Origin of the sequence: Psychrobacter sp. JB193 (genome assembly GCF_002285555.1) — a bacterium.
GTDB classification, from domain to species: Bacteria; Pseudomonadota; Gammaproteobacteria; order Pseudomonadales; family Moraxellaceae; genus Psychrobacter; species Psychrobacter alimentarius.
Genome location: NZ_NRGY01000001.1, coordinates 417,342 through 438,706 on the forward strand (window position 1 = coordinate 417,342; position 21,365 = coordinate 438,706).

Below are 21,365 nucleotides of genomic sequence, written 5' to 3' on the forward strand. Positions count from 1 at the left end.
CTTGAACAAATTTTCTGTGTGCATGTAAAGATACTATAGATACGTTGACTAAAGCCTATCGATGTGCAGGATAGCAAATCCTGCGTTTAATCAATCGTACAAGTGGCTATTGCAGCAAAAAACGATCTGGCGTATGGTTCTTGTGTTTTTATCATAAAAAAGCCACCCTTGGGCAGCTTTATTAGCAATTTTTCGTAAGCATATGTGAGGTAAATAAAAAATTACAGTTTATATCAGATATTTACCTACCTCTTTGTAACACTTATCTCTGCATAAAAGTGGCTGCTATGCCCCAAGTAGGCTCTGACCACAGACGCGCACTGTGTTGCCATTCAGGCCACCAGACGCAGGTGATGCCAACCATGCAATCGTCTCAGCGACATCCACTGGTAGACCGCCTTGGCTCATTGAGTTCATGCGGCGACCCGCTTCTCGAATAGCAAATGGAATGGCTTCTGTCATTTGTGTTTCGATAAATCCTGGCGCCACGGCATTGATGGTCATACCTTTTGCATTGTTTTCTAATTGTTTGGCAGTCGCATCAACCAAACCAATAACCCCCGCTTTAGAGGTCGCGTAATTGGTTTGACCCATATTACCCGCAATACCTGAGATTGATGATACACAGACAATACGTGCATTTTCTTTTAAGACATCGTTATCTAATAGATAACGGTTTAATTTGGCCACACTACCCAAATTGATATCGATGACCATGTCCCATTTTTTCTCATCCATTTTTGCAAGTGTCTTATCACGAGTCACACCAGCATTATGAATGATTGAATCCAAGCCACCACGTTTCTGCGCAGCATCTGCAATTTGTGCACCCGCATCTTCACTGGTAATATCAACGGTTAGAATAGAACCACTGATTTCACTTGCTACTTTTTGCAAGTCACCTTGTTGCTGCGGTACATCTAAGCAAATAACATGAGCGCCTTCACGTGCCAATACACGAGCAATCGCTTCACCAATACCGCGACTTGCACCAGTAACTAACATGGTTTTTCCGCCCAGTGGTTGTGTCCAATCAACCTCAACCGAATCGCCCTTGCTAACGCGTACTACTTGACCTGACACATAAGACGAGCGTGCCGAAGTAAAGAAGCGCAGTGTTGAATCCAGATTTTTTTCAGCGCCTTCCTCTACATAAATAAGCTGCGCGGTGACGCCGCGTTTGAACTCTTTACCCACCGATTTTACAAAACCTTCGAGCGCACGCTGAGCCAATGCCGCTTCAATATCTGTAATCTGCTCAGGTGGACGACCAACAACGATCACTCGGCCTGACGTTTCTACGCGGCGTGCAACAGTATGAAAGAACTCATACACTTGCTTGAGCTCATCCGAATTACGAATATTACTGGCATCAAACAGCAATACTTTAAATTTATCATCACCGCCCGTATTGGCTTTTGCTTCTACGCTTGCATCAGCCAATGCGTCTTTGACATCGTCATGACTGTTAACGAACACCTCAGCATGCACATCCGATAAGATGCGTGCAACTGATTCACTGACACTTTTGTCTTCACCATTGGCGCGACCCACCAAAACACTACCGCGGACCAAACGCTCACCACTCTCAAAACGGTCAAGTGTGACTGGCAAAGGCAAGCCTAAGTTCTTTGCAACTTTTTTGCCAATAGAAGACTGAACAAAATCACCGTAACGGTCTGACATAATATAATCCTATAAGTAGTGGTTAGAGAATAATGAATAATGAATGCAAATTGCCTAATACTAAATTACCTAATGCTATAGGCGCTCTGCTTTTATAATTATCGATATTGAATAAATGGCTCTCAAATCGTCTTAACTATACACTCTCATCATAGACAAGTCCAAAAATCGCGACTGTCTACAACAATCTGTAAACAAGCTAGTATACAAGTACGCTACTTTTCCTAGCATCAAGCGCATAACATCATGCTAAAATCAAGCCTATAAGTTATGTATAATTAAAAAATAGATAACAATATATTATCAAAAGCGCTGTTAAGCAATGCTGGTAATCAGTACTCATCAGTCTAATAGCTGTCTAATTATTACTTTTTAAGCACCCATTAAATTTGCCTGAGTTTGATATGGTTTGCCAAAGATATACAGTAAGGTCATAAAAACGCCTTATCATAAACAGCTGTATCACGTAATAAATGATAATATTTGCTTATTGTTATTTTGCTGATTAAACCGTATTTTATTTTAAACACTCTTTTTCTCTCTTAAGGATAATACAATGAGTAATAAAAACAATCACGCTGATAGTCCTGTAGTAGAAAGCACTGTTGTAAAAGCCAGTAATGAAAAAAAACAAAAGCCAGCAGCAACCAAAAGTCGTAAATCTGGACTAGCCTCGGGGCAAAATCGAGTGGCTATCTTAGGGGGCAACCGTATTCCGTTTGCTCGCTCAAACGGTTCATACGCTGATGTTAGTAATACAGACATGCTAACGGCTGCTTTAGACGGTTTGATTGAGCGCTATAACCTACAAGATGAAGTACTGGGTGAAGTGGTGTCTGGTGCTGTCATGAAATTGAGCCGCGATATCAATCTTACTCGTGAAGCAACATTGAACACAGCGCTCAGCCCGCATACGCCAACTTACGACATCTCACAAGCTTGTGGCACAGGTTTACAAGCGACTTTCGCTTCTGCCAATAAGATTGCCTTGGGTCTGATTGACTCAGCCATCACAGGTGGTGTTGATACGACCTCCGATGCACCTATTGCCATTGGCGATGGTTTACGCAAAGTCCTTATCAAGTTAGGTGCTGCAAAAGACAATAAGCAACGCCTAAAAGCCTTAATGGGTCTAAACCCAAAAGACTTGATTGACTCACCACAAAATGGCGAGCCGCGCACAGGTCTATCAATGGGTGAGCATCAAGCCATTACGACACTTGAATGGAATATCAGTCGTGAAGCACAAGATGAGCTGGCTTTTAATAGCCATAAAAATCTTGCCCGTGCTTATGATGAAGGCTTCTTTGATGACTTAATCACGCCATATAAAGGTTTGACGCGTGATAATAACTTGCGTCCAGACACAACTTTAGAAAAGTTAGGCAAACTAAAGCCTGTGTTTGGCAAAAAGAATGCCAACCCGACAATGACAGCGGCCAACTCTACTCCCTTAACCGATGGTGCCTCTTGTGTACTATTGGGTACTGATGAATGGGCAAAAGAGCACAATCTAAAACCACTGGCTTACATCGTACACCAAGAAACAGCAGCCGTTGATTTCATTGGTAAGTCTGGTACCACAGAAGGCTTACTCATGGCACCAGCTTATGCGGTACCACGTATGCTTGAGCGTGCTGGCTTGACACTGCAAGATTTTGACTTTTATGAGATTCACGAAGCGTTTGCTTCACAAGTATTGTCAACGCTTGCCGCTTGGGAAGACCAGAAGTTTTGCGAAGAGCGCTTAGGTCTTGACGCGCCACTTGGTGCTATTGATCGCAACAAACTTAATGTAAATGGGTCATCATTAGCAGCAGGTCATCCATTTGCTGCCACTGGCGCTCGTATCTTAGCAACTGCGGCAAAATTATTGGACCAAAAAGGATCTGGTCGTGCGCTCATCTCTATCTGTGCAGCAGGTGGTCAAGGTGTGACTTGCATCCTAGAAAAATAGATCCTTCAGCCATCCGTTACTGATTAAAAAGTAACGTAAGCCAAAATATTAAAACATCCTTTAATCTGCTGATTAGAGGATGTTTTTTTGTGCTTATATATCCATCTATATCCATCGAGCTCAACCACGTAATAAAAAATTCACATTTAGACAGACAGTTCTCGTCACTATCTTTATCTTTTGAATTAAATTGTCTTTTGAATTAAAAGTACCTTTACTCTAGGAACTTATAGGTATAACTCTATAGAAATACCCTTGTCTCAATTCTATTTTAGAAGCTTCATACATTCGGTAACAAAATACGTGAAAATAAAATAAGAAAGCACAGCCAAGTCATAGGCCTTCTTGCTAAATATGCTAAAGTAAGACGCACTATTAATAAAAACTATAACAATATTTATCAGGAGCTTTTGATGGGTAATATACCTTCAGCCATTGACCCAAAATCTTTAACGACGCAAGAGCGCAATGAGCTTAGCGTGCTTGAGCAGGAAAATTTTGTTGAACGCATGGATAAAGAAGTCTTTAACGATGAGTTGCGTCGTAAGATGCATGAAGATTTGATCGACAATTATGATGAAGAGCTTGAAAACGAGATAGATGATTATATCCGTGACTTTCGTTTTGATGGTATTGAGATGAGTGAAAAAGAAAAGCTAAACCGTCGTACGTATTTTCAAGAATTGGTACGCCTACAACGAGAACTTATCAAGTTACAAGATTGGGTCGTCGATCGCGGTGAGCGTATCGTAGTGATATTTGAAGGGCGAGACTCTGCTGGTAAAGGTGGCGCGATTAAGCGTATTACACAGCGCTTGAACCCTCGTGTATGCCGAGTGGCTGCCCTGCCTGCCCCTACTGAACGTGAGCAAACACAGTGGTATTTTCAGCGTTATGTGGCACACTTGCCAGCAGCAGGTGAAATTGTTTTATTTGATCGCAGTTGGTACAACCGTGGCGGTGTTGAACGAGTCATGGGATTTTGTAGCGATGCTCAATACGAAGAATTCTTTCAGTCCGTACCCGAATTTGAACGTATGCTGGTACGGTCAGGCATTCGCTTAGTTAAATATTGGTTTTCAATCACTGATGATGAGCAGCACTCACGCTTTATGAGCCGTATTCATGATCCTCTCAAGCAATGGAAACTTTCACCAATGGACTTGCAATCACGAAGACGTTGGGAAGATTATACCAAAGCAAAAGAGACCATGTTTGAACGTACTCATATCCCTGAAGCACCATGGTGGGTGGTTGAAGGTAATAATAAGAAGCGCGCTAGGCTAAACTGTATTGCGCACTTACTTGAGCAAATTCCTTACAAAGAAGTGCCGCGCGAAGAAGTTGAGCTACCTGATCGCAAGCGTGATGATGAATACTATCGTGAACCCATTCCAGATGATATGTATGTACCACCGCGCTACTAATTTCCCATGCTTCATAAAAAACGACCTTATAAGATTATAAGGCCGTTTTCATACGTGCTCAAAATTAAATACAGTTCTGGTAAATACTGCATTCAATAAACAGCACCGCCACTAACTTTCAGCATTACATTGTATAAGTAGATTGTAAGCCATCTATTTTACCGGCCAATAAGCGTTCAACTTCGTTTTTGATTCTTTGACCTGCGATGTCTGTACCAATCTGTACGGCAAAACCTGCGGGACGCCCACCTTGTGTTTTAGTATTTACCCAAACTACTTTACCATTCATTGGTAACCGCTCGCTTGAGTTGGGTAAGGTGATGGCAATAAACACTTCATTACCCAATTTTTGAGGTTGATTGGAAGGCACAAATAATGCCCCATTACTCACAAAAGATAAATAACTGGCATATAACGTCTCAATATTTTCAATATGGCAGGTTAAAATCCCGCCACGTCCTGGCATTGCCATAGTCAGCTTCCTTCATGAGTTAGATTTTTTTATACGACAACTTAGCGGTATATAGCGCATGATAATGATAAATACTCGAACTGCCGCCAGTGGCTATCATGCCATTCTATAAGTACGCCAATTCTTGCATCAGCTTATCATAGGCAAATTTTTCTTGCACATTTTGTTGTAGTGCAATTTTGGTCTGCTGTATGCTACTGGCAAATGCCTCTAATCCACTATCAGCTGGTTGATACGCGTCTAAAACGCTTGATAGATTGACGTCTTTTTGTAGTTCGCCAAGCCCAAGGCAGACACGGCGCATGTCAAGTAGCATCATTTCAGACAAGTGCATAAATTCTACGATACTTAACTGATTTTGCCAGTAGTCGCTCGCCGCCACGCTACTGCGCTTACCGCTACGTAATGCTTGCCACGTCGTTAACCATAAGCTTCGTTTACTGTACCATGGTGCTTGCGCCATGGCTATTGCTGCTAGAGGCGCACCATTTGCTAGTTGAATAAGTTGTTCAATAGCAGCTGTACCCACTGCCTCACGATTGACAGTGTGACCCAATGCATTGGTTACGTAATTGACAGCAACTGTAGTATCAATTGTTTGTAATGGCAACTGCTGGACACGGCTTTTAATGGTAGGAAGCAATTGGGCAGGCGTATCACTGATCAAAAACAAATGCACCTGTGATTGTGGCTCCTCTAGCGTCTTAAGTAGTGCATTGGCAGCCGCAACGGTCATTTGCTCTGCTTGATCTAGTACACAAATACGTATTCCTTGACCACCTTGATAAATAAAAGGCTGCAAGGCACGAATGTCATCTATTTTTATTTTGAGCGCGCTGTTGGATTGGGACGCTTTTTTGTCTTTTGCTTTGCTATTCGACTTTTCTGTATTATCCGTAGACTCTGCACTACTTGGCATACGAACAATAGGTAATACTTGCAAGCTTGGATGCGTGCCTGATCTGAGCCATTGACAACTCTCACATTTTGCACAGGCCCCTGCTGGATGCGTTGCGCGCTCACGGCACAATAACCAAGCAATCAATCGCCATACAAAAGCACGCTTACCCATGCCTTGCATACCTGCGGCAAGTAGCGCATGAGGCAAGGGCTGTTGTGATTGAACTCGCGTTGTCAGCTGCGACCACAGCGTTTGCTGCCATGGCAACAACGGCGCAAAATAAATATTATCTGTGGTATCAACGACACTGTTGTTTTCCATGATGTTATTCATGACTATTTTTCAGCAGGGTTTTGAAAATTGGCTAGACTCATCGCATTTAAGCGGTCCAAGTCTTCTTGAGTATCAACACCAGCTGGTAATTGACAAGCTGCTGCTGCGATTGCAATATGTCCGCCATTTTCTAAAATACGTAATTGTTCTAGGCTTTCAAGACTCTCAAGTGGTGTTTGGGGCCAGTGCACAAACTGCTGTAATAAGCTGACGCGATAAGCGTATAGACCCAGATGACGATAGGCATTTTTTGGTGCTTGCTTATCCTGATTATTGGCCAAAACCACATCACGGTCACAAGGAATTGGTGCTCGGCTAAAGTAAAGCGCACGCTGTCTGTTATCGGACTTCTGACTGACTACTTTTACCACAGACGGACGATGAAACGTCTCATAATCCTCTATAGGCTCACATAACGTTGCCATTACGCTCTCATTGTCTGCCACCAAAAGTGCCTTGACCTGCTCCAGCAATAATGGCGGCACCAAAGGCTCATCACCTTGCATATTGACCACAATATCATGATCTGACCAGCCTTTGATAGCCGCCACTTCTGCTAGGCGATCTGTGCCCGATGCATGCTCGCTACTGGTCATCACCACATCAAAACCAGCTTCTATACATACGTGAGCAATACGCTCATCATCAGTAGCAATACACATATCATCAGCAAAATGTGCAGCCTGTGCTTTTTCAGCAACCCAAAGAATCATTGGCTTGCCATGAATCATTAATAATGGCTTGCTAGGCAATCTTGTGCTTTTAAAGCGCGCAGGAATGACAATGTGGGTTTTAGCGGGCGCAGCAATGGATGACATGATTTATTCCTATGGGGTTTTATATGGTTTGAAGTATCAGCCATTGTTGTTTGTGCCATCTTGATCGTTAATATGACTGTCGGCTTGATCGTTTTGTATAGTAATACCTAATTGACTCAACTGTCGATTTAAATGCGGATAGCAGTTGTTGGACAGTACAGCGCTGACTGGTAAGACCCATAAATTATTTGCAAGCTTTTCATAATCGTCCATTAATGCTTGCTGCGCAGTATGTTCCAACAGTAGGGCTCTTATTTTTACTGCATCTTTAGTGGTCACCACAATTGGATAATCGCTGTATTCAGCTAGCTCAGCCAAACTAAACGCATAATGGTCAGGATACGGATGCGCAATGACCTGATAACCAAGCGAATTTAGCGTATCAAAAAAACGCTGCGGATAACCAATACCGCTTACTGCATGTACTGGACTACCTTTTTCAGGCATCTCCCTACTCATTTTACTGTCAAAGGAGGATTGCCATAAGCGCTGCATACTATCCGCTTCTAGATGCATGGTCAGACGATTGACATGATGCTGGTCATTCTCTTTGTTATCATGGTTTGATGCATCAATTGCCCTTTCATGATAAATGACATCCGCCTCTTTTAAACGTGATATTGGCTCACGTAAAAATCCAGTGGGTAACAGTTGCTTATTACCAAAACCTCGTGCCGCGTCCACCACAATCCATTCGATATCGCGCTGTAGTGCATAATGCTGCAAACCATCATCTGCAATAATTAATTGTAGGTCTGGATATCTCTCCAACAGCATAGTGATCGCTTGCTCACGGTTTGGGCATACCGCCATCGCCACACCTGTCGTATTCACAATCAGACAAGGCTCATCTCCCACCACATTGGGCAGACTGGTCTTACCGACCAACGCTGGCATCTGTCTGGTATCCCCGCCATAACCACGACTAATGACACCGACGTAAACCCCTTGTTCTTGTAAATAGTCGACTAAGGTAATAATCAGCGGAGTCTTGCCACTACCACCCACACTAATGTTGCCAATTACCATGACAGGAACAGGAGCACGATAGCTTGATAAGAGGCCACTTTTGTAAGCCTGATGACGAAGCATCGTAATAAGCCCATATAGCCAGCTAAAAGGCAGCAACAGCCATAACCAAGTGGCCTGACGTTGCCACGCACGCGTCACCGTCGTCTCAATACTCATTGTTAGCCATTTATCCCACTTATTCGCATTACTCAAGCGCAAGAATTGTTTTTAACTATTGCCTGATTGACTCACGTCCTGATTTGATTGAACTACGTAAAGTCTCGAGCATACATTTGCGCATAATGACCTTGCTGTTGTATCAACTCATCATGTGTACCTAGCTCAACTATCTGACCACTATCCATGACAGCGATACGGTCGGCAGATTCGATGGTCGTCAAACGATGAGCGATCACCAATGTTGTACGGTCTTTCATCACGTTATCTAGCGCCTGCTGAATATAATATTCTGATTCGTTATCAAGGGCACTGGTGGCTTCATCTAAAATTAAAATAGGCGCATCTTTTAATAAAGCACGAGCAATAGATAAGCGTTGACGCTGTCCGCCAGAGAGCTGCAAACCTTCAGCCCCGATTTCACTTTGGTAGCCATTTGGCATTTTTACAATAAAATCATGAGCAAAGGCATCTTTTGCTGCTTTTTCGACTTCGGCTTGGGTTCTATTGGCTAAGCTACCATAAGCGATGTTATTAAATACGGTAGTATTAAAGAGTACCACTTGCTGATTGACCATCGCAATTTGAGAACGTAAGCTTTCTAACGTGATATCTTCAATAGGCATGCCGTCTAAAGTAATCTGCCCTGAAGTCGTCGATAAAGTGCGGGTCAGCAAATTCACCAAAGATGACTTACCAGCGCCACTGCGACCGACCAATGCTACTGTCTCGCCCGCTCGTACATCCAACGTAAAATCACGCAGTGCTATGGTCGAATCTGGATACACCAAACCAACATTATCTAAACGAATTTCTCCTGATAATGCAGGACTCAGCACACCTGTGTCTTTTTCTTCTGGCTCATCCAATAAGGCAAATATCGACTCACCTGCAGCAATACCTTTTTGCAATTTTTGATTGATGTCAGTCAATGACCGTACTGGCTTACTAAGTAAGCCTGCAGCGGCAATATAGGAAATAAAAGCGCCCGCCGAGATATTGTCTATCACTGCTGGACGCAAGGCAAGCCATACGACGATTGACATGGCTATTGCCATCAATAGCTGTACGGCTGGCGTATTAATGCTGTTGGTAACAACAACCTTCATCCCCTGACGTAGGTTCTTTTTTGAGGTTTTATCAAAACGCTTGGCTTCATAAGCTTGCCCACCATAATTTTTGACCACTTGGTAGCCGCCGATGACCTCATTAGTGATATGACTCACATCGCCCATCGTCTCTTGAATGCCTTTAGACAGCTTGAGATATCGTTTGGAAGCCAGACGAATTAGCCATAATATAGGCGGTAACACGACAAACAAAATCAAAGTCAAACGCCAGTTGCTATAAAGCAAAAACCCAATCAATGCTACGACCGTCAAACCATCACGCAGTAAGGTTTTCATAGAGTCAGTACTGGCGGCCGTTACCTGTTCGACATCAAAAATCAATTTGGACGAGATGGTACCGGCTGGATTGGCTAAATAAAATGAGCTCGGCAAGCGTAGCAATTTATTAAAAACTTCTACTCTGAGCTCATAAACCAGGTTACGTGAGACTAATGCAGAATAGTAGTTACCTAAAAAACTGCCAACACCGCGAACAAAGAACAATGCAATGATCAATAACGGGAATAAGTCCTGTTGACTTTGATCATTTTGATTAATAGCATCAGTGATATATTGCAGCAGCTTGGCAATCCAAATCTCAGTACCAGCATTGATGGCAAATCCCAAAACCGTGAGCAATAATGCCCACCAGTATGGTTTTAAATAGCTCAAAAGGCGCAATAAGGTGGCATACCTAGACACACTTGCTGGTGCTACCTTAGCAGAAGTTTTGGCAGAATCAGATTGATAAGTTTGGCTCATAAAAGCCTCAATTCGGGTATCATCATATGAATGGACTGTGCTTAACACACAGCTTTACAGGAATAGTTTTAGCAAAAACTGGCTATATGCCATAGGCATTATTGCGGTAAAGGTTGCCCAAGTGGCACAACGGTACTGATATTAAGATTTAAAAAACCAAGTTTACCAGCGATATCCATTACCCGCACGACTGACTGATGTGTGGCATTGGCATCGGCAGCAATGACAAATAGCATATCACGATTACTGCCTGCTTCTTGTTGTAGCATACTGGTCAATTCTGCTTCATTGCTACTAGCCAGGGTAATACCATTAACCAAATAACTGCCATCTTCTTGCACTGCTACTTCAATGCTGTTTTTTTGCTCTGTCAATGCGACGCCTTCAGCCTCAGGAAGAATGATATTCAGGCGACTAAAGTGATTGAACGATGTTGCCAACAGCAAAAATACAATTAAAAATAGCAAGCAGTCGATCATCGGGGTTAAGTTAATTTCAAGTGGCTCAACCGTTGGTTTTCTAAAGCGCATATCACTCTCTTTAATCCGCGTAGTACTAATGTCCTTGAGACATGGTTGGTTAAGCGTTAATGACGGGATTCAAACCATTAAAATACATTACGGCTCAATTTTATATAACAATCTCATTCTTTTCATCTGCCGCCCATTCAGACCATGAACCGTCATATAGAGAAGTACTCTCAAAACCAGCTATTTTTGCAGCTACTAACACGATACACGCTGTTATTCCTGACCCGCAACTAAAAACGAGCGAATCAGACTTCGCAATTCCTTTTTTGGCAAAAACGTCATAAATCTGCTTTTCGTCCAAATAAAACGCTTCGTTCAGAACATTTGCGAACGGTATGTTTAAGGACTTCGGGATGCTTCCACTTTTTAAACCTTTTCTAGGTTCAGGATCGTTGCCTAAAAACCTACCAGAGCTACGGGCATCAATCAATTTAAAGTGCTTACTGCTCAAATTATCTCTGACTTCTTGTGTGTTCTTTACATTTGATATTGAGTTCACATTGGGACAGGACTTCAATGTATTAGGCACTGAGAAGGCATTATCAACGCTGTGTCCACTTTCAACCCACGATTTTAGTCCACCATCCAATATTAGTACATCTCTGAAACCAGACTCGGTTAACATCCAGTAAGCCCTTGGAGATGAGTAAATACCCTTATTGTCGTAGACAACAATAGAGTCCTTAATATCAAGTCCTAATTTTTGGCAGGACTCAGCGATCATATCTCTAGAAGGCAAAGTATGAGGAAAAACACTCAAACTGTCTGAGAAGCCCTCGTCAAGGTCAAACTTTAATGCGCGAGGAATGATTCCATTTGCCATTTCGTTTACTGTATTTGAAACCGATGACCTTAAAGACGCATCTAAAATTTTTATTTTTTTACCCATTGCCATTTGGTTGGCAAGCTCTTGTGCTGAAATCAATATTTTTTTCATAAGCGTTATACTAAGAAAGAGCAGACTTTGCTTAGACCTTCCTCCATTACACTTTAATTGCTACCATTTTATTTCAGTTTGACGCACTCATTGGACGCTCATGTTTCAAGCCTTCACCATTTACTACCGTATGGGTACGAGACTGATTAAAACCAGCAGCATGCGTATTTTCAAGCAACTCGTAATCGTATAGCTCTTGAATCATCAATCCCGCTTGGGTCTCAAACTGTGCATTGATATCAATGATGCGGCGCTGAAAATAACGATAAGCAACCAGCGCTGGGATAGCGACAATCATGCCCGCTGCTGTGGTAATCAATGCTTGTGACACACCCGCCGCAAGCATCGTCGGATCTTGCATCGCACCATCGGTAATCGCTAAAAATGAAGAAATAATACCCAATACTGTACCCAATAGTCCGAGCAGCGGTGCAATCGCCCCTATGGTACCGAGCATATTGATGTTCTTTTCTAATTGATGAATTTGCACGCTCGCACGATTCTGCATATGCATCGTCATTGACTCTAAGCCATACTGGCGGTAAAGCAGACCAGTCGCTAGAATATCGCCAAGCGCGGTCTTTTCTTTGACATTCATCAATTGTGTTCGACCAATATCACCGTTTTCACGCAAGCGAGTGATCAGCTGTTCGCGCAGCCTAGTGGGTACAATCTTGTTAAACTGTAAAGTATGGCTACGCTCAATAATAATAACCAATGCCAAAATCGAGCACAAAACAATAGGGGTCATTAACCAACCACCTGCTTTCACCAACTCCCACATATTGACTCTCTTCTTTTTTTTCTAAAAACAGTGGTTACCAAGATGATTTGAATATGAATAGGCCGTGCAAACTTATTTTAATGCTCAAGCCTGCGCTTCTATGTGCTTAATGAGCGCTGCAAGCTGGTCCTGACTATGGAAGAAAATCTCAACGCTGCCCTGCCCATCTTTTTTATGCTTGAGCTTTACTTGAGCGCCTAACATGTCTGTGAGTCTCTGCGTCAATTGTTCAGCATCACGAGATTGGATTTGTTCGGCACGATTGGCTTTCGGAGCAGGCTGTAAAATGGATTTAACCAATTTTTCAGCCTCGCGTACTGTCATACCACCATCGATGATTTTTTGCGCAATGATTGGTTGCTGTTCTGACGATAATGCTAAAAGTGTACGCGCATGACCCATATCTAAGGTATTGTTCGCCAAATGGTCTTTTACTGTATCATGCAACTGATTCAAACGTAGTAAGTTTGACACCGTCGTACGCGCTTTACCCACAACCTCGGCAATCATGGCATGACTCATACCAAATTCTGTATGAAAGCGCTGCAAAGCCGCAGCCTGTTCAATCACAGACAAATCTTCCCGTTGAATATTTTCAATCAGTGCCAGTGCGATAGCCAACTCATCAGATAAAGCACGCTCAATCGCTGGGATTACTGATTTTCCAGCCATTTTTGCTGCACGCCAGCGGCGCTCACCAGCAATAATTTCGTGCGTCACAAATGCTTCGCTTTTATCCTCATTCGCCAGTAACGGACGAATCACGATAGGCTGCATCACACCATGTTGCTCGATAGAAGATGCCAGCTCAGCCAAGGCCGTTTCACTCATATCACGGCGCGGTTGATATTTACCGGCTTGTAAGCGCATCACATCGATTTGTACCAAGCTGATTTGGTCTTCTGTGGCACTAGCCTCTGTCCCATTAGTACGTGGCTTATTGGCTGCTGCTTTACTCGCTGTACGTGGCAAACGTGCTTTACGATTGCTCGTATCCGTGGTTTCAGAGCCAAGCGTTTTAGCATCCGTTGGCTTTGTAGACGGTTTGTCGCTAGCCTCAGGGCTACTTAGTTTATCTGATGCACTGGTATCTGGCGTCTCAACTGGCAAAGTATTGTCGCGCACAGCCATATCATCTTGCAAGGCAGAGGCGGCAATTTGCTTTTCTTTTTTGATTGACCCTAATAAGGCATCCAAGCCTCGATTGGCAGCCAATCCTCTTTTCTTTGCCATGATTACCTATCCTCTAACGCTAAAATAAAAGCCAAATAATGTTTCATGCGGCTTACTAAAAATACAATGTTAAGTGTTTTGATGTCCCACTGGATATGCTCGCTTCTGACTGGTCGGTTTCATTGATGACCAGCCATTGTCGCTTAACAGCAAAACAATTAGCGACTTTGTCTCATCACTTCTGCTGCCAATTTTTGGTAAGCACGCGCACCTTTCGACCATCTTTCGTACGCAATAACTGGCAAACCGTGCGCTGGTGCTTCTGCCAAGCGAATATTTCTTGGAATATGTGTGTTATACATGATATCGCCGAAATGTGACTCCAATTCGGCAGAGACATCTCGCGCCAGTGTATTACGTGCATCGAATAACGTTCTCACAACGCCACGAATATAAAGGCTGGGATTGAGTTCAGTTAAACGCTCAATGGTTTGTGACAAGTCCGCAAGACCTTCTAATGCATAATACTCACACTGCATAGGAATGATTACCCCATCTGTCGCGACTAACGCATTAATAGTTAGTAGATTCAAACTGGGCGCACAATCGATGATGACATAATCATAAGCAGGCTTTTGAGCAGTGATTTGATCGTTTACCAAATCGGCCATTGCTGTTTTAAACAGCTCATGACTATCGGTCTTGCTCATTAAAGTGATGTCCATGCCAGCCAAATCGCGATTGGCACCGATGACATCAAATCCTGCTGGGCTGGTGACAATAGCATCTGTCAGAGACACGCCATCAAGCAGCACATCGGCTATCGTCAACGCCAATTCATTTTTATCTACACCAGTGCCACTGGTCGCATTGCCCTGTGGGTCTAAGTCAATCAGTAGTACATGCTTGTGCTTAGCAGCCAAGCTGGCGGTCAAATTTACCGCCGTCGTGGTTTTGCCCACGCCGCCTTTTTGATTCGCAATTGCTATGATTTCCATACACTCACTCAATTTTATTAGGGTCTATTACCGTTATTCTTGTTTGTTATCTATTTCGTCATTGCCTGCGCCAAGATTGTATAGTCACCATGCCGCAAAGCGCATGCATCATACTTGGATATTGAAGCGACATAAACCATTCATTAGATAAATAGCGCACTTTTTTCAGTGCATTTTCCATACTATGCCATTTAAATACAGGCGTAAACTATGTTTCACAAAAAAATCATTGCTGTTTCATGGTCAAAAGCTATTGGTAGCTTAGACATTTTTGATAGATAATTCAATTAAATGACGGCTATCGTGTAAATATGGCACATGAAGTTTGATGGTCTTGATGTTCCACTCACTCTCAAGCGCTTGCAGCTCTTCCTCGCTTGGCGCTTTCCCTTTCATAGCACACAGATAACCATTATCTGCCAGTCTAGGTTGTACCACTTCAACAAAATCTATTAAGCTGGCAAATGCTCTCGAGGTGACCACGTCATAGCTGGCCTCATGAGCTTCAATGCGAGAAGCGATCGGCTGCATATTACTCAAACCAAGCTCACTACTGATTTGCTTAATAAAACGGATTTTTTTCTGGTTACTATCAAGTGCCGTACACTGACGTTCTGGCTGACAAATAGCAATAATAACAGCAGGTAAACCCGCGCCAGTACCAATATCGAGCAAAGATCCTGCTGGTAAATGCGTTATAATAGCCAAACAATCAATCACATGCTTGATCAAGGCTTCTTCTGGATCAGTGATTGCGGTCAGATTATACGCTTTATTCCATAATAAGAGCTGGTCTAAGTACAATAATAACGTGCGTTGCTGCATCTCGCTTAGAGGTAGATTCAGATTGTCTACTGCTTGCGACAAAGTCTTAGCAAGTGCTGGTAATTGTGAACCAAGCTTTACAAAGCCAGTCGAATCCATATGTACACTGCCTGTACTAGCAGAAGATAAAGAGGTTTTAGCGGAAGCTGACATACAACAAGTTATCCAGTTTTGACATGTGAACCGTCTATTTTATCATGCAGCCTGCTCATTGAATAGTTGCAGATTGCGCCAATGTGAGACATCTTATACTATCTTCCCCTATATGAAGTGCGTTATTCTTCTTTAATGACTTTAAATTGACTATTCTTTTATACCTATTTCTTTCATTTTACTTACCCATTTACTTTATCATGATACAAAACTGCATTTAATGACTTGTCTCAAGTGCAGCCATATCTTGTAATATGCTTTAGCGGTTTGTCAAAATGGTATGAAAAAATCAGGCTTAGAAAAACAAATACAGAAAATACGAACCTAGCTAAACATAAAAAAATCAATAATGATTCAACGCTTTTAAGACGATCTATCATACGCTTATGACTGAACAACTTCACAACCTTCATTATCAAGTACTAAAAGACACCAATAATATGGCAACATCCCTCTCTGAGTTAAAAGATACCGAGCAAACAGCACCAACTACCCCGCATCCTGTTTTTATTGAGGTCGAGCAACGTTGCCTGATCAGCGCCGAGCAACTCAAGCGTTATAGCAATCCCGATGAGCTACCGACTGACACACGCACAGCGCCTGACTTAGATGTTGGCTTTGGTCAACAGCGTGCCCTCAAAGCTTTGCAAACGGCCCTAGATATCAAAGCCAGTGGCTATCATGTATTTGCCGCTGGAGAAAATGGTTTAGGCAAGCGCACGATTATCAGCCGTTTGCTCACGCGCATCGCATCTGATGCACAGACACCAGATGATTGGGTATACATACATAATTTTACTGATCCTCGTACTCCTTTGGCTTTGCGACTGCCAGCAGGTCATGCGGATCTTTTACAGCAGCAAGTCAATCATCTGTGGCAACAAGCCAAAAAACGTTTGAGTCAGCGTTTTCGTAGCGATCAATATCAAAGCAAAATCGAAGCCATCAAAAACAATACGCATCAAAAAGAAAGTCAAGCGTATGAAGTACTAAATGCTGAAGGTAAGCAATATGACTTGGCGCTGACGTTTCGATCGTTTGATAATAAAGCCGTTTTTGTGCATCCTAGCCAGCTACAGACTGACAATGAAGATAATGAAAACACCGATCAGCCCGTAAATAACGCCAATAAAAAAGTAGACGTAGAAGATAGCAAAGAAACTTCTGTTAATGGTGCAGAAGACAACGATACTGAATACGGTAATAGTGAATACGAGACTGAACTGAATAATTTTGTACAAAAGAACCATATGCAAAAAAGGCTCAGTCAGTTGACCATCGCTTTAGAGCAGTTGGAAGACGAAGCCAACGATGCGATAGAAGCGCTGCATAGAAACATTGCACAGCGAGCATTACAGCCTTTGTTTGCCCCTGTTTATGAACAATTTATCGCTCACCCACTTGTGGTTGATTATCTCAAAGCGGTGTTTGCCGACATGGTCACTCATGTAGAACGCATCGTCAATGGGGACGATGAAGAATTCGTGACAGCAGTTTTGGCCACAACACCAAGTCGTTATGCGGTCAATGTGATTGTCAGTCATGCACCTGACAGTGGTGCGCCAGTTATCTTCGAAGACCTACCAACTCATTTAAACTTATTGGGTCATGTTGAGCAGATCACACAGTTGGGCACAGTGACCACCGACGTCAGCATGATTCGAGCAGGCGCGCTACACCGTGCCAACGGTGGCTATTTACTATTAGAAGCCAGTCACTTACTAGAGCACCCTTATGCTTGGCAAGGGCTCAAGCGCGCCTTGCAATCTCGCAAAATCAAGCTCTCAAGCCTTGAGCAGATGCTGACCTTAACAGGTAGCTTATCGTTATCACCTGCACCCATTGATTTGGACATCAAGGTTATCTTGTTGGGCGAAGCAGACTTATATTATGAGCTGCTGGAGCTTGAACCTGAGTTTGACGCGGTTTTTAAGGTTCGCGCTGACTTTCATGACGACGTGGTTCGTACCAGCGAGCATGAACTAGCACTGGTCGCGAAGATGGCTGACATCATCGACTATGCCAACCTTTATCCCTTCGATCGTCACGCCCAAGCCACTTTGCTTGAGCATTTGAGCTTACAAGCGGAAGAACAAGACCGCTTGAGCCTACATAGCGATCTTTTAATCAAACTGCTTCATGAATCAAACCGCCATGCACGCTTGGATGATGAAAACATTGTTACTGCCACGCATGTTACTCAAGCCATTAGTGATATGGATGAGCGCTCAGGATACTTAAGAGATCTGTATTGGGATGAGCTGAAAAACGGTCAGCAATTGATTCAAACACAAGGGCACGCCGTCGGACAGGTAAATGCTTTAACGGTGGTTAGCTATGCGGATAGTGAGTTTGGCATGCCAGCACGTCTCACCGCAGTCATCCAACCAAATATAGGCGCTGGGGAAATTCTAGATATTGAGCGCGACGTGGATTTAGGCGGTAGCTTACATGCCAAAGGTATGCTTATCATGACCAGCTACTTACGGGCACTTTTTAGTCAGCATCATGCCTTAAACTTTAGCGCGTCACTCGCTTTTGAACAAAGCTACGCCCACATAGATGGCGATAGTGCCACCGTCAGCGAAGGTTGCGCCCTATTGTCCGCACTAGCCAACGTACCTATTGACCAATCTTTTGCCATCACAGGCTCCATGAATCAGCTCGGCGAAGTACAGGCCGTGGGCGGTATCAATGCAAAAATCGCAGGTTTTTTTGATGCGTGCCGTGAGCAAGAATTGACAGGGCAGCAAGGCGTTGTGATCCCTATGGCCAATGTCAAACAACTGATGCTACGCGACGATATTATTGAAGCCGTCAAAGCTGGCAGTTTTCATATTTATGGTGTTCATACATTAAGCGAAGCCCTAACACTGATGACAGGCCTTCCTATCGATACCATGAATAAAAAGGGCCGCTACCGCAAAGACACTCTATTTGGCAAAGTATTGAGTCGTCTGATGCTATGGGATGAGAATCAGAACGAAGAAGAGGATATTGACGATAAGAAGTCAAAAAAGAAGGACAAGAAAAAGCGGAAAGCTAAACGTCAAAAAAAAGAAGACCATAGAAGAAAAGACACTGCTAAACATCAAAAAAATGAGAGTGAAGTGGTGGACACAATGAATGGTCGTAAAGAGGTTATTGATGACGAAAAGAGCATTGATAATGATGAAAATGCAAAACCACTTGATAGTATTTAATACAAATCATAGTAGGGTGTAATAACGTGATGCTTCACTATATGCGGTATTGGCTTAGCAACACTTAGCGGACGTATACAGCACTTGGCGGACGTACACAGTGACGAACGTCCCTAGACGCTACGATATTTTTCTGCGATGATAAATAGTTCTTGGTGCGCTAACACGTATAAAAACTGACTGTAACTTTATAAAGGTTATCTCTTAATGACTGTACATCCTACTGATGCTAACTCTCTTCAAAGACAGACAGATTCTGATGAGCAGACTAACATACCAGTCGCAACGGACAGTCAGGTCTTGAACGATACAAGCGACAATCGCCACGGCGCAGCCACAACAGCACGGCAATGGCAAGTGCTATCTCAGCTACAGCGTAATCGCTGGGTAGGCACAACCCATATATTTGAACAGCTTATCATGGCAGGCTTTGACATCAGTCTGCGTACTGTGCAGCGTGATTTAAATGCACTGGCCAAACGCTTTCCTATTGAAAAAAACAATGCCAATCCACAAGGTTGGCGCTGGTGCGATGACGCACCATTACAGAGCTTGCCTCATATGAATCTATCGCAAGCCGTTGCTTTTAATATGGTAGAAGCCAATCTGACTCAGCTACTGCCCCCTGTTATTTTGGATGAATTGTTTCCTTGGTTTGACTTGGCCAGACGACAATTAAAAAACAGCAAAGTCACGCATTCATGGATAGATAGAGTCCGTATTGAACCTGCAACTCAGCCCTTGATTGCGCCGCATATCAACTTAGAAAGTAAAGACAACATTTATCATGCTTTGTTTTATCAATTACAAATCAAAGCCAGCTATACTCGTGGTGATAAATCTCAGGCCAGTGAATATACTCTAAATCCAATTGCTATTATTCAACGCGGTGTCATCATATATTTGGTCGCCACTCGTACCGACGACACAGAATCCATCATTCGTACGTTTGCTTTGCACCGTTTTGCCAGTGTCGAAATTCTCGACAGCGCCGCAAAAACGCCAGAGAATTTTCAGCTTGATACGTATTTGGACGCAGGTGGCATGGGCTTTAGTCACCCATTATTTAGCGAGCTGCCCAACCGTGGTAAAAATACATCCATTGAGCTACAATTTACCAAGCAAGCCGGTAAAAGCCTAACCGAAAGTAAGCTGAGCGATGATCAAATTGTCATGTCAAACGACGATGACACCTTGACCATCCAAGCCACTGTAAATCTGACGTCACAGCTGGTTTGGTGGTTGCGCGGTTTTGGCAATGGTTTATTAAACGCCAAACCTGAACTGCTATATCAAGCTGTATTAGATAAATCGCTAAATAATGAATAATGCCTAACTATAACACCACTCAAATTTAACTGTATTCACATGGATACAGGCATTTAAAAACTAAGAATTAAAAAGGAATGTTATGTCGACCACTGCCCCATCACCACTACTTTCAGAAAGCTTAAAAGGGCTGGGTATAGATGCGGGAACCTTGTTTTTTGCACTAAATTATGACTTTACTAAAATTGAATCAAAAGGTTTACTCAAACGCTTTAAGAAGAACAAAGAAGCAATTGATATCGATTTGGCGTGCGTCCTATATGATACTCATTGTACCATTCACGACATTGTTTGGTTCAAACAGTTGCGTGATAGAGCTGAGTCGGTCAAACATCAAGGTGATAGCTTAAATGGTAAAGATCGTGGCGAACAAGCCATGTATTTGGCGCCACTTGACCAAGAGCAAATCAGACTGTCCTTAGAAAAAGTGCCACTCAATATTACCCATATTGCCCTGATTGCCAACTCTTATCATGGCCATCCGTTTTCTAGAGTGAAAAAAGGTGAGATTCATCTTAGTGATGATGAAGGCAATCGGTGCTTTGAGGTCAACTTAAAGCAGATTCCGCGTGATTGCACCACGCTTTGGGTAGCGCATTTGCGCCGAGAAATAGAGGACTGGCATTTAACATTACATAATTTACCACTTTCTGCCGAAGACATGGTGGAAGCATCGCAAGGCGTGTCCCATGAACTTGCACGCGCGCTTCCTATTCCACAAGGCATATAGAACTCTCACAACACCTATTCAATTGCTATATAAAAAGGGGCTACGTTATC

17 protein-coding genes are annotated in these 21,365 nt (G+C 43.0%); 5 read left to right on the forward strand and 12 right to left on the reverse strand.

Annotated elements, in window-relative coordinates; genetic code table 11:
* Window positions 1–285: 285 nt before the first annotated feature.
* Entirely contained in the window at window positions 286–1,686 is a 1,401-nt protein-coding gene (locus CIK80_RS01690; RefSeq protein ID WP_095568614.1) for a 3-oxoacyl-ACP reductase, read from the reverse strand.
* A 556-nt stretch (window positions 1,687–2,242) separates the two neighbouring features.
* On the opposite strand from CIK80_RS01690, the gene CIK80_RS01695 reads away from it, so the two are divergent.
* Window positions 2,243–3,643: an acetyl-CoA C-acetyltransferase gene (locus CIK80_RS01695; RefSeq protein WP_062844306.1), complete on the forward strand. Its 1,401-nt coding sequence runs from the start codon at window positions 2,243–2,245 to the stop codon at window positions 3,641–3,643.
* Window positions 3,644–4,056: 413 nt separating this feature from the next.
* The gene (ppk2, locus tag CIK80_RS01700) at window positions 4,057–5,070 is read left to right on the forward strand and encodes a polyphosphate kinase 2 (protein ID WP_228139918.1); all 1,014 of its coding nucleotides are present in this window, start codon (window positions 4,057–4,059) and stop codon (window positions 5,068–5,070) included.
* 124 nt (window positions 5,071–5,194) lie between these two features.
* On the opposite strand, the gene CIK80_RS01705 is transcribed toward ppk2, so the two are convergent.
* From CIK80_RS01705 to rsmG, 11 genes are all read right to left on the reverse strand, one after another.
* Window positions 5,195–5,542 (reverse strand): PilZ domain-containing protein, encoded by a 348-nt coding sequence (locus CIK80_RS01705; protein WP_062844305.1) that lies wholly within the window; start codon window positions 5,540–5,542, stop codon window positions 5,195–5,197.
* Window positions 5,543–5,648: 106 nt separating this feature from the next.
* Complete coding sequence (locus CIK80_RS01710; RefSeq protein ID WP_257011660.1) at window positions 5,649–6,764, reverse strand: DNA polymerase III subunit delta'; 1,116 nt, start codon at window positions 6,762–6,764, stop codon at window positions 5,649–5,651.
* A 14-nt stretch (window positions 6,765–6,778) separates the two neighbouring features.
* Entirely contained in the window at window positions 6,779–7,594 is an 816-nt protein-coding gene (gene kdsB / locus CIK80_RS01715) for a 3-deoxy-manno-octulosonate cytidylyltransferase (protein ID WP_095568616.1), read from the reverse strand.
* 36 nt (window positions 7,595–7,630) lie between these two features.
* Window positions 7,631–8,782, reverse strand: coding sequence for a tetraacyldisaccharide 4'-kinase (gene lpxK, locus CIK80_RS01720; RefSeq protein ID WP_095568617.1), 1,152 nt, complete (start codon window positions 8,780–8,782; stop codon window positions 7,631–7,633).
* Window positions 8,783–8,874: 92 nt separating this feature from the next.
* The gene (msbA, locus tag CIK80_RS01725; RefSeq protein WP_095568618.1) at window positions 8,875–10,653 is read right to left on the reverse strand and encodes a lipid A export permease/ATP-binding protein MsbA; all 1,779 of its coding nucleotides are present in this window, start codon (window positions 10,651–10,653) and stop codon (window positions 8,875–8,877) included.
* 98 nt (window positions 10,654–10,751) lie between these two features.
* Window positions 10,752–11,183 carry a biopolymer transporter ExbD gene (locus CIK80_RS01730; protein WP_010198193.1) on the reverse strand — a complete coding sequence of 144 codons (432 nt, stop codon included), beginning with the start codon at window positions 11,181–11,183 and terminating at the stop codon, window positions 10,752–10,754.
* A 100-nt stretch (window positions 11,184–11,283) separates the two neighbouring features.
* A complete protein-coding gene (locus tag CIK80_RS01735) occupies window positions 11,284–12,120 on the reverse strand; it encodes a sulfurtransferase (protein ID WP_095568619.1) in 837 nt (278 codons plus the stop codon).
* Window positions 12,121–12,193: 73 nt separating this feature from the next.
* Complete coding sequence (locus CIK80_RS01740; RefSeq protein ID WP_257011661.1) at window positions 12,194–12,904, reverse strand: MotA/TolQ/ExbB proton channel family protein; 711 nt, start codon at window positions 12,902–12,904, stop codon at window positions 12,194–12,196.
* 84 nt (window positions 12,905–12,988) lie between these two features.
* The gene (locus tag CIK80_RS01745; protein ID WP_095568620.1) at window positions 12,989–14,137 is read right to left on the reverse strand and encodes a ParB/RepB/Spo0J family partition protein; all 1,149 of its coding nucleotides are present in this window, start codon (window positions 14,135–14,137) and stop codon (window positions 12,989–12,991) included.
* Between the two features lie 158 nt (window positions 14,138–14,295).
* Window positions 14,296–15,075, reverse strand: a complete 780-nt coding sequence (locus CIK80_RS01750) for a ParA family protein (RefSeq protein ID WP_095568621.1) — start codon at window positions 15,073–15,075, stop codon at window positions 14,296–14,298.
* A gap of 261 nt (window positions 15,076–15,336) precedes the next feature.
* Window positions 15,337–16,053, reverse strand: a complete 717-nt coding sequence (gene rsmG / locus CIK80_RS01755) for a 16S rRNA (guanine(527)-N(7))-methyltransferase RsmG (RefSeq protein WP_095568622.1) — start codon at window positions 16,051–16,053, stop codon at window positions 15,337–15,339.
* Between the two features lie 386 nt (window positions 16,054–16,439).
* Between rsmG and CIK80_RS01760 the strand changes: the two genes are divergently transcribed.
* The 3 genes from CIK80_RS01760 (at window position 16,440) to CIK80_RS01770 (ending at window position 21,315) form a co-directional block, all read left to right on the forward strand.
* Window positions 16,440–19,256 (forward strand): ATP-binding protein, encoded by a 2,817-nt coding sequence (locus CIK80_RS01760; protein ID WP_095568623.1) that lies wholly within the window; start codon window positions 16,440–16,442, stop codon window positions 19,254–19,256.
* Between the two features lie 207 nt (window positions 19,257–19,463).
* Complete coding sequence (locus CIK80_RS01765; protein ID WP_062844297.1) at window positions 19,464–20,585, forward strand: WYL domain-containing protein; 1,122 nt, start codon at window positions 19,464–19,466, stop codon at window positions 20,583–20,585.
* A gap of 82 nt (window positions 20,586–20,667) precedes the next feature.
* Window positions 20,668–21,315: a TerD family protein gene (locus CIK80_RS01770; RefSeq protein ID WP_095568624.1), complete on the forward strand. Its 648-nt coding sequence runs from the start codon at window positions 20,668–20,670 to the stop codon at window positions 21,313–21,315.
* Window positions 21,316–21,365: the final 50 nt, after the last annotated feature.